Origin of the sequence: Micromonospora sp. NPDC049089 (assembly GCF_040648775.1) — a bacterium.
Classification (GTDB): domain Bacteria; phylum Actinomycetota; class Actinomycetes; order Mycobacteriales; family Micromonosporaceae; genus Micromonospora.
The window spans coordinates 1-6,317 of sequence record NZ_JBEZEH010000295.1 but is presented as its reverse complement, the minus strand read 5'-3'; the positions used below and the strand labels follow the sequence as shown (position 1 = coordinate 6,317).

General features: G+C 70.8%; 5 protein-coding genes. 1 reads left to right on the top strand and 4 read right to left on the bottom strand.

Annotated features, from left to right (window positions below):
• Nucleotides 1-571: 571 nt before the first annotated feature.
• The gene (locus tag AB0B48_RS31320) at nucleotides 572-1,372 is read right to left on the bottom strand and encodes an MBL fold metallo-hydrolase (RefSeq protein ID WP_357207888.1); all 801 of its coding nucleotides are present in this window, start codon (nucleotides 1,370-1,372) and stop codon (nucleotides 572-574) included.
• 137 nt (nucleotides 1,373-1,509) lie between these two features.
• Between AB0B48_RS31320 and AB0B48_RS31315 the strand changes: the two genes are divergently transcribed.
• Nucleotides 1,510-2,727, top strand: a complete 1,218-nt coding sequence (locus tag AB0B48_RS31315) for an NADP-dependent isocitrate dehydrogenase (protein WP_355010184.1) — start codon at nucleotides 1,510-1,512, stop codon at nucleotides 2,725-2,727.
• 332 nt (nucleotides 2,728-3,059) lie between these two features.
• On the opposite strand, the gene galT is transcribed toward AB0B48_RS31315, so the two are convergent.
• The 3 genes from galT to cysC all read right to left on the bottom strand — a co-directional run.
• Nucleotides 3,060-4,136, bottom strand: coding sequence for a galactose-1-phosphate uridylyltransferase (galT, locus tag AB0B48_RS31310; RefSeq protein ID WP_357207886.1), 1,077 nt, complete (start codon nucleotides 4,134-4,136; stop codon nucleotides 3,060-3,062).
• The gene (locus AB0B48_RS31305) at nucleotides 4,133-4,957 is read right to left on the bottom strand and encodes a DeoR/GlpR family DNA-binding transcription regulator (RefSeq protein WP_357207882.1); all 825 of its coding nucleotides are present in this window, start codon (nucleotides 4,955-4,957) and stop codon (nucleotides 4,133-4,135) included. Before AB0B48_RS31305 ends, galT begins: the two co-directional genes overlap by 4 nt.
• Before the next feature lie 111 nt (nucleotides 4,958-5,068).
• Nucleotides 5,069-6,317, bottom strand: a 1,249-nt coding sequence (cysC, locus tag AB0B48_RS31300) for an adenylyl-sulfate kinase (protein ID WP_357207879.1), incomplete at its 5' end; no start/stop codon positions are given.

Here is a 6,317-nt window from a genome sequence, read left to right as displayed (position 1 = left end):
GGCCGTCGCGGCCGCGCCGGACGAGGTGGGCTTAAGGTCGTAGTTATCTTCTCCCCCCTGCCCCACGGCGGCGGTGGGGGGCGCGCCCTTCGCCGTCCACCCCACCGAGCCCAGTCCACCCCACCGAGCCCAGTCCCACCCCCAACCAACCCCGGGTCCGGCTGCGCTTGATCAAGAGGCTTGCGTCAGGAATCGCGCCCGTGGTGACGCAAACCTCTTGATCAACGAGGAGGGGGCGGCGGTGGCGAACGCCGCGGCCAGGCGGGTGGGGTGGGGCGGACGTCGGGTGCGGCGCACGCAACTTCGGGGATGTTGCTGCCTTGCGGGCACTGGAGGCAGCACCTTCGCTGTTGTTGCGCGGATCTTGAGTCGAGATCGTGCTCGATCCTCGTTGTAGTGGTCTCCCGGGGCTCGCGTCACCCCTCGATCCAGGATCGAGGGCCCTGCTCGACCGCTCCGATGGGTGACCCCTGCGCGGCACCCCGTCGATCATGAAGTTGTTGCCCTCCGGCTCGGCGTGTCGTGGCAATAACTTCATGATCAATCGGGCGTGAGGGGGCGCGGCGGGTGATCAGGAAGGGCTGGTGAAGGGGGTTCCGAGGTGGGGGGTGGCCAGGACGGTGGGGGAGTGGGTGCGCAGGGCGGTCAGCCGGGAGGTGCGGGCGAGTTCCGGGTCTTCCTCGTGGGCGTACGCCAGCTCGGCGTCGACGAGTTGCACCATGTGCACCAGCAGGTCCCCGGTGAACAGCATCCGTTCGTCGGCCGAGGTCAGGAGCACCGACTGGTGACCGGGCGTGTGACCGGGGGTGGGCAGCAGACGTACCGCTGGGGTGAGGGCGGTCTCGCCGTCGACCACCCGGAGCTGGCCGGCGGCGCGCAGGGGCGCGATGAGGCCAGCCGGCAGCCCGGGGTTGACCGTCTCCGCCGCGTCGATCTCGGCGCGCTGGACCAGGTAGCTCGCGTTCGGGAAGTACGGCTGCCCCGGCGTGCCGGTGACCGCCCAGCCGATATGGTCGCTGTGTAGGTGGGTCAGGACGACAGTGTCGACATCGGCGGGGTCGATGCCTGCCGCAGCCAACTCGGCGGGCATCCGCCCCGGCACTGGCGCCCAGCTCGCGGCGGGTGCGTCGGCTGGGCCGATCCCGGCGTCGACGAGCGTGACCGGCCCGTCTCCGGCGCGGATCGCGAAGCTGCGGAACGGCAGCCACCATTGCCCGTCGGCGGTCACCGAGCCGGGGTCGCGCCGGTCGGCCTCCGCCCAGTGCGCCGCTGTGGCCTGCGGAAACGCCTCCGCGCGGGGCTGGAAGAAGGCACCCTCACCGTCGGTGAGCGCGGTGACCGTGATAGACCCGAGTGTGCGGCTCAGTGGCATCGGACGATGATTCCAGGGCATTCCTGTTCCGCGCAGCCCGGTTTCGCCGGCCGGTCGAGGCCGGCTGGGGGCTGTCCGCCCAATTGCAGTACGCTCGTACTGCTTGAGCACGTGTCCCCCGAGAGGAGCGCCGGCCGATGGCGAAGATCAAGGTAAACAACCCGGTCGTAGAACTCGACGGCGACGAGATGACCCGGATCATCTGGAAGCAGATCCGGGAGCAGCTGATCCTGCCCTACCTCGACGTCGACCTGCACTACTACGACCTGTCGATCCAGCACCGCGACGAGACCGACGACCAGGTCACGATCGACGCCGCCAACGCCATCAAGGAGCACGGCGTCGGCGTCAAGTGCGCGACCATCACCCCGGACGAGGCCCGGGTCGAGGAGTTCGGCCTGAAGAAGATGTGGCGGTCGCCCAACGGCACCATCCGCAACATCCTCGGCGGCGTCGTCTTCCGTGAGCCGATCATCATGTCCAACGTGCCGCGGCTGGTCCCCGGCTGGACCAAGCCGATCATCATCGGCCGGCACGCCCACGGTGACCAGTACAAGGCCACCGACTTCGTCGTCCCCGGCCCGGGCACGGTGACCATCACCTACACCCCGGCCGACGGCGGCGCGCCGATGGAGATGGAGGTCGCCAACTTCCCCGGCGGCGGCATCGCCATGGGCATGTACAACTACGACGAGTCGATCCGGGACTTCGCCCGGGCGTCGTTCCGGTACGGGCTGGACCGCAACTACCCGGTCTACCTGTCCACCAAGAACACCATTCTCAAGGCGTACGACGGTCGGTTCAAGGACCTCTTCGCCGAGGTGTTCGAGGCCGAGTTCAAGGACGAGTTCGCCGCCGCCGGCATCACCTACGAGCACCGGCTGATCGACGACATGGTCGCCGCCGCGCTCAAGTGGGAGGGCGGCTACGTCTGGGCCTGCAAGAACTACGACGGTGACGTGCAGTCCGACACCGTCGCGCAGGGCTTCGGCTCGCTGGGTCTGATGACCTCCGTCCTGCTCTCCCCGGACGGTCGTACCGTCGAGGCCGAGGCCGCCCACGGCACTGTCACCCGGCACTACCGGCAGTACCAGAAGGGTGAGAAGACGTCGACCAACCCGATCGCGTCGATCTACGCCTGGACCCGGGGCCTGGCCCACCGGGGCAAGCTGGACGGCACCCCGGCGGTCACCGAGTTCGCCAACACCCTGGAGCAGGTCATCGTCGACACCGTCGAAGGCGGCCAGATGACCAAGGACCTCTCGCTGCTCATCTCGCGGGACGCCCCGTGGCTGACCACCGACGAGTTCATGAACGCGCTCGACGAGAACCTGGCCCGCAAGATCGCTGCCTGATCCAGGCGTACCGCGTCATCGGAGCCCGCCGGCGACCCAGCCGGCGGGCTTCGGCGTGTCCAGCGTTGCCGCGCCGGTCGGCGTCACTGCCCCCGGCGCGCCTCGTTGACCAGGATGGACGAGATGCCAGTCGCGTCCAGGAAGGTTGACCACGGTCGACCCGCGGCACCCGTGCGCCGATCAGCCAGCCTTCCCGGCTGTGCCGTGCACAGCCAGCCGTCCCTTCCCTGCGGGGGGCCCTGTCCCGGGCCCCCCGCGCCCTGTTTCCCGCCAAGCCAACGCCGAACAGCACAGCGCCGAACAGCACAGCGCCGAGCTGCGCCGCGCCGCGCTCAGGCGGCGCGCAGCAGGTCGGCGGCGCGTTCCGGAGCGATATCGTTGATGAAGACGCCCATCCCGGATTCGGAGCCGGCCAGGTATTTCAGCTTGTCCTTGGCCCGCCGGATGCTGAACAGCTGCAGGTGCAGGTGGCCCAGCTCGCGGTCGACCCGTACGGGAGCCTGGTGCCAGGCCGAGATGTACGGCATCGGGATGTCGAACAGGCCGTCGAAGCGACGCAGTAGATCCAGGTAGAGCGGCCCGAAGGCTTCCCGCTCGCTGTCGCTGAGCGCCGGGATGTCGGGCACCACGCGGTGCGGCGCGACGTGCACCTCGAACGGCCAGCGGGCTGCCGCCGGGACGAACGCCGTCCAGTGTTCGTTCTCGGTGACCACCCGGTCACCGGTGGCGCGCTCGGCGGCCAGCACGTCCGCGTACAGGTTGCCCCCGCCGGTTCGCTCGGCGTGCCGGCGTGCCGCGGCCAGCAGCGCGCGGGTGCGCGGCGTCACGAAGGGGTACGCGTAGATCTGGCCGTGCGGATGGTGCAGCGTGACGCCGATTTCAACGCCCCGGTTCTCGAAGCAGAAGATCTGCTCGACGCCGGGCAGTGCGCCGAGCACCTCGGTGCGGTCGGCGAGGGCGTCCAGCACGGTGCGGACCCGGCGCGGGGGCAGGCTGGCGAAGGAGGCGTTGTGGTCCGACGTGAAGCAGACCACCTCGCACCGGCCGAGGCCCGGCCGGACCGGTGTGAACGGGGTGATCTCGCCGGGCTCCTCGGCCACCCGACCGCTCAGCGACGGGAACCGGTTCTCGAAGACCACCACGTCGTAGTCGGGTGCGGGGATCTCGGTCAGCCGGTCGCCCACCGACGGGTCGAGAGGGCACTCGTTCGCCGGCGGGAGGAAGGTGCGGGTCTGCCGGTGCACGGCGACCGCCACCCACTCGTCGGTCAACGGGTCGTAGCGCAGCTGCGACGCGGGGGGAGGCGGCGGCAGGTCCCGGCGGTCCGGCTGGTCGCGGACCGCGTCGTCGCGCTCGTCGAAGTAGATCAGCTCCCGGCCGTCGGCCAGGTCGATCGCGGTGCGCTTCACGGCGCCGTCCCCTCAGTTGTCGGCGTGCGCGTCACGCGGCCCGCCCCTGTCGCCTTGACCATGATCAGTTCGCCCACCTGTTCGCCGAGTACCCGCCGTGCGGGTGGAGGCAACCGGTCGTCGCTGACCAGTACGTGGGCCGCCGTCAACCCGACGATCGAGGAGATGCCGACGGTGCCCCACTTGGTGTGGTCGGCGAGCACCACCAGCTGGTCCGCCGCCGCCACGAGCGCCCGATCGGTCTCCGCCTCCATCAGGTTCGGTGTGGTGAAGCCGGCCCGCTCGGTGATGCCGTGGACGCCCAGGAAGAGCAGATCCAGGTGCAGTGAGCGGACGGCCCCGACCGCGAGCGGACCGACCAGCGCGTCCGACGGTGTGCGTACGCCGCCGGTGAGCACCACCGTCTGGTCCGGGCGGCCACCGGCGTGCATGATCTCGGCCACCGGCAGCGAGTTGGTCACCACTGTCAGCTCGGGCACGTCCAGCAGCCGGCGGGCCAGTTCGGCGGTGGTGGTGCCGGCGGAGAGCGCGACCGCCGCTCCCGGCCGGACCAGTTGGGCCGCCCGGTCGGCGATGGCGGCCTTCTCCGGCAGTTGGCGGACCGACTTGGCGCGGAAGCCCGGCTCGTCGGTCGAGCTTGGCCCGGTCGTGGTGGCGCCGCCGTGCACCTTGGCCAGCAGGCCGCGCTCGTGCAGCGCGTCGAGGTCACGCCGGATGGTCATGTCGGAGACGCCGAACTCGCCTGCCAACTCGCTGACCCGGACGCCGCCGGTCGTGCGCACCCGCTCCAGGATGGCCGCCTGCCGCTGCTGAGCGAGCATCAGCCATGCCTCCCCGAGCGTCCACGTACCTCACGCGGTCAAACGTGTTCCAACAAAGATGAACACTAGCGCGTGCCGCTCAGCGGTGAAAGAAACGGGTACGGCGGTGCCTCAGGCGGTGGCGATCTTCAGCTCCACCCAGCCGGTCTCGGTCAGATGATGCAGCACGGCCTGCACCGCGTCCGCCACGCTCAGGTCGGTGGTGTCGAGCACCAGATCGGCGTCGGTCGGCTCCTCGTACGGGTCGTCGATGCCCGTCATCCCGGTGAGCAGGCCAGCCCGCGCCCGCGCGTACAGGCCCTTGCGGTCCCGCTGCTCGCACACCTCCAGCGGAGTGGCCACGTGCACCAGCACGAAACCCGATCCGGCGGCGAGAGCCATCTCCCGGGCGGTGGCCCGAGCCGCCGCGTACGGGGCGATCGGACAGCAGATGCCCACCCCACGGTGTCGGGCGATCTCGGCGGCCACCCAGCCGATCCTCCGGACGTTGAGATCACGGTCGGTCTTGCTGAAGCCCAGCCCGGCGGAGAGTTCCCGACGCACCACGTCCCCGTCGAGCAGGGTCACAGTGCGGTCGCCGCTCTCCCGTAACGCGTCCGCCAACCCTCGGGCGATCGTCGACTTGCCCGAGCCGGAGAGACCGGTCAGGAAGACCACCAGCCCTCGCTGCCGACGCGGCGGCCGGGCCCGGGCCAACTCCCGTGCCACGGCGGGCGGCGTGTGCCACTCCGGTAGCGGGAAGCCCCGGTCGAGCAGGTCGTCGATCTCCGGCTGGGTCAGCGCGAGCCGGCGGTTGCGCGGCGGGATGTCCTCCCGCCAACGCCACTGCCCGTCGCGGTTGTCGTAGGCGAGTTCGCGCGGCACCAGCACCCGCAGCCCGGCGCCGGAGAGCATCTCCCCGGTGGAGAGCAGGTGGGTGACCCCGTACGCGGCCGAGACCCGGGCGCGCAGCAACGCGTCGCTGATCTCCTCGCGTCGGTGCGACAGTGGCACCGCGATCAGGGTGGCGGGCGGCATCCGGTCCCGCGCGGCGAAGATCGAACGGACCAGCGCCTCCGGTGGGAGCCCGTCTGCGCCACCCTCGCCGACCGGGATCATCACGAGCAGATGAGCGGCCAGGGTGCGGGCGGCGTGAGCGATCTGGGCGAGTTGTGGACGATGAAGCGGCCGATCGGCGATCACACCGAGCACCCGGCCCGGGGGCAGCAGCGCACGGACCTCCTCCGGGTTGCGCCGCAGTCGCTGGAAAGGACCGTGCCCGCCGTCGCCCAGCCGCCGAACCTGGCCGCCCACTCCCGACACGCCGTCGCGGACCGGCCAGACGTCGGCCACGTCCAGGGCGGCCGCCGGGGCGCCCTCC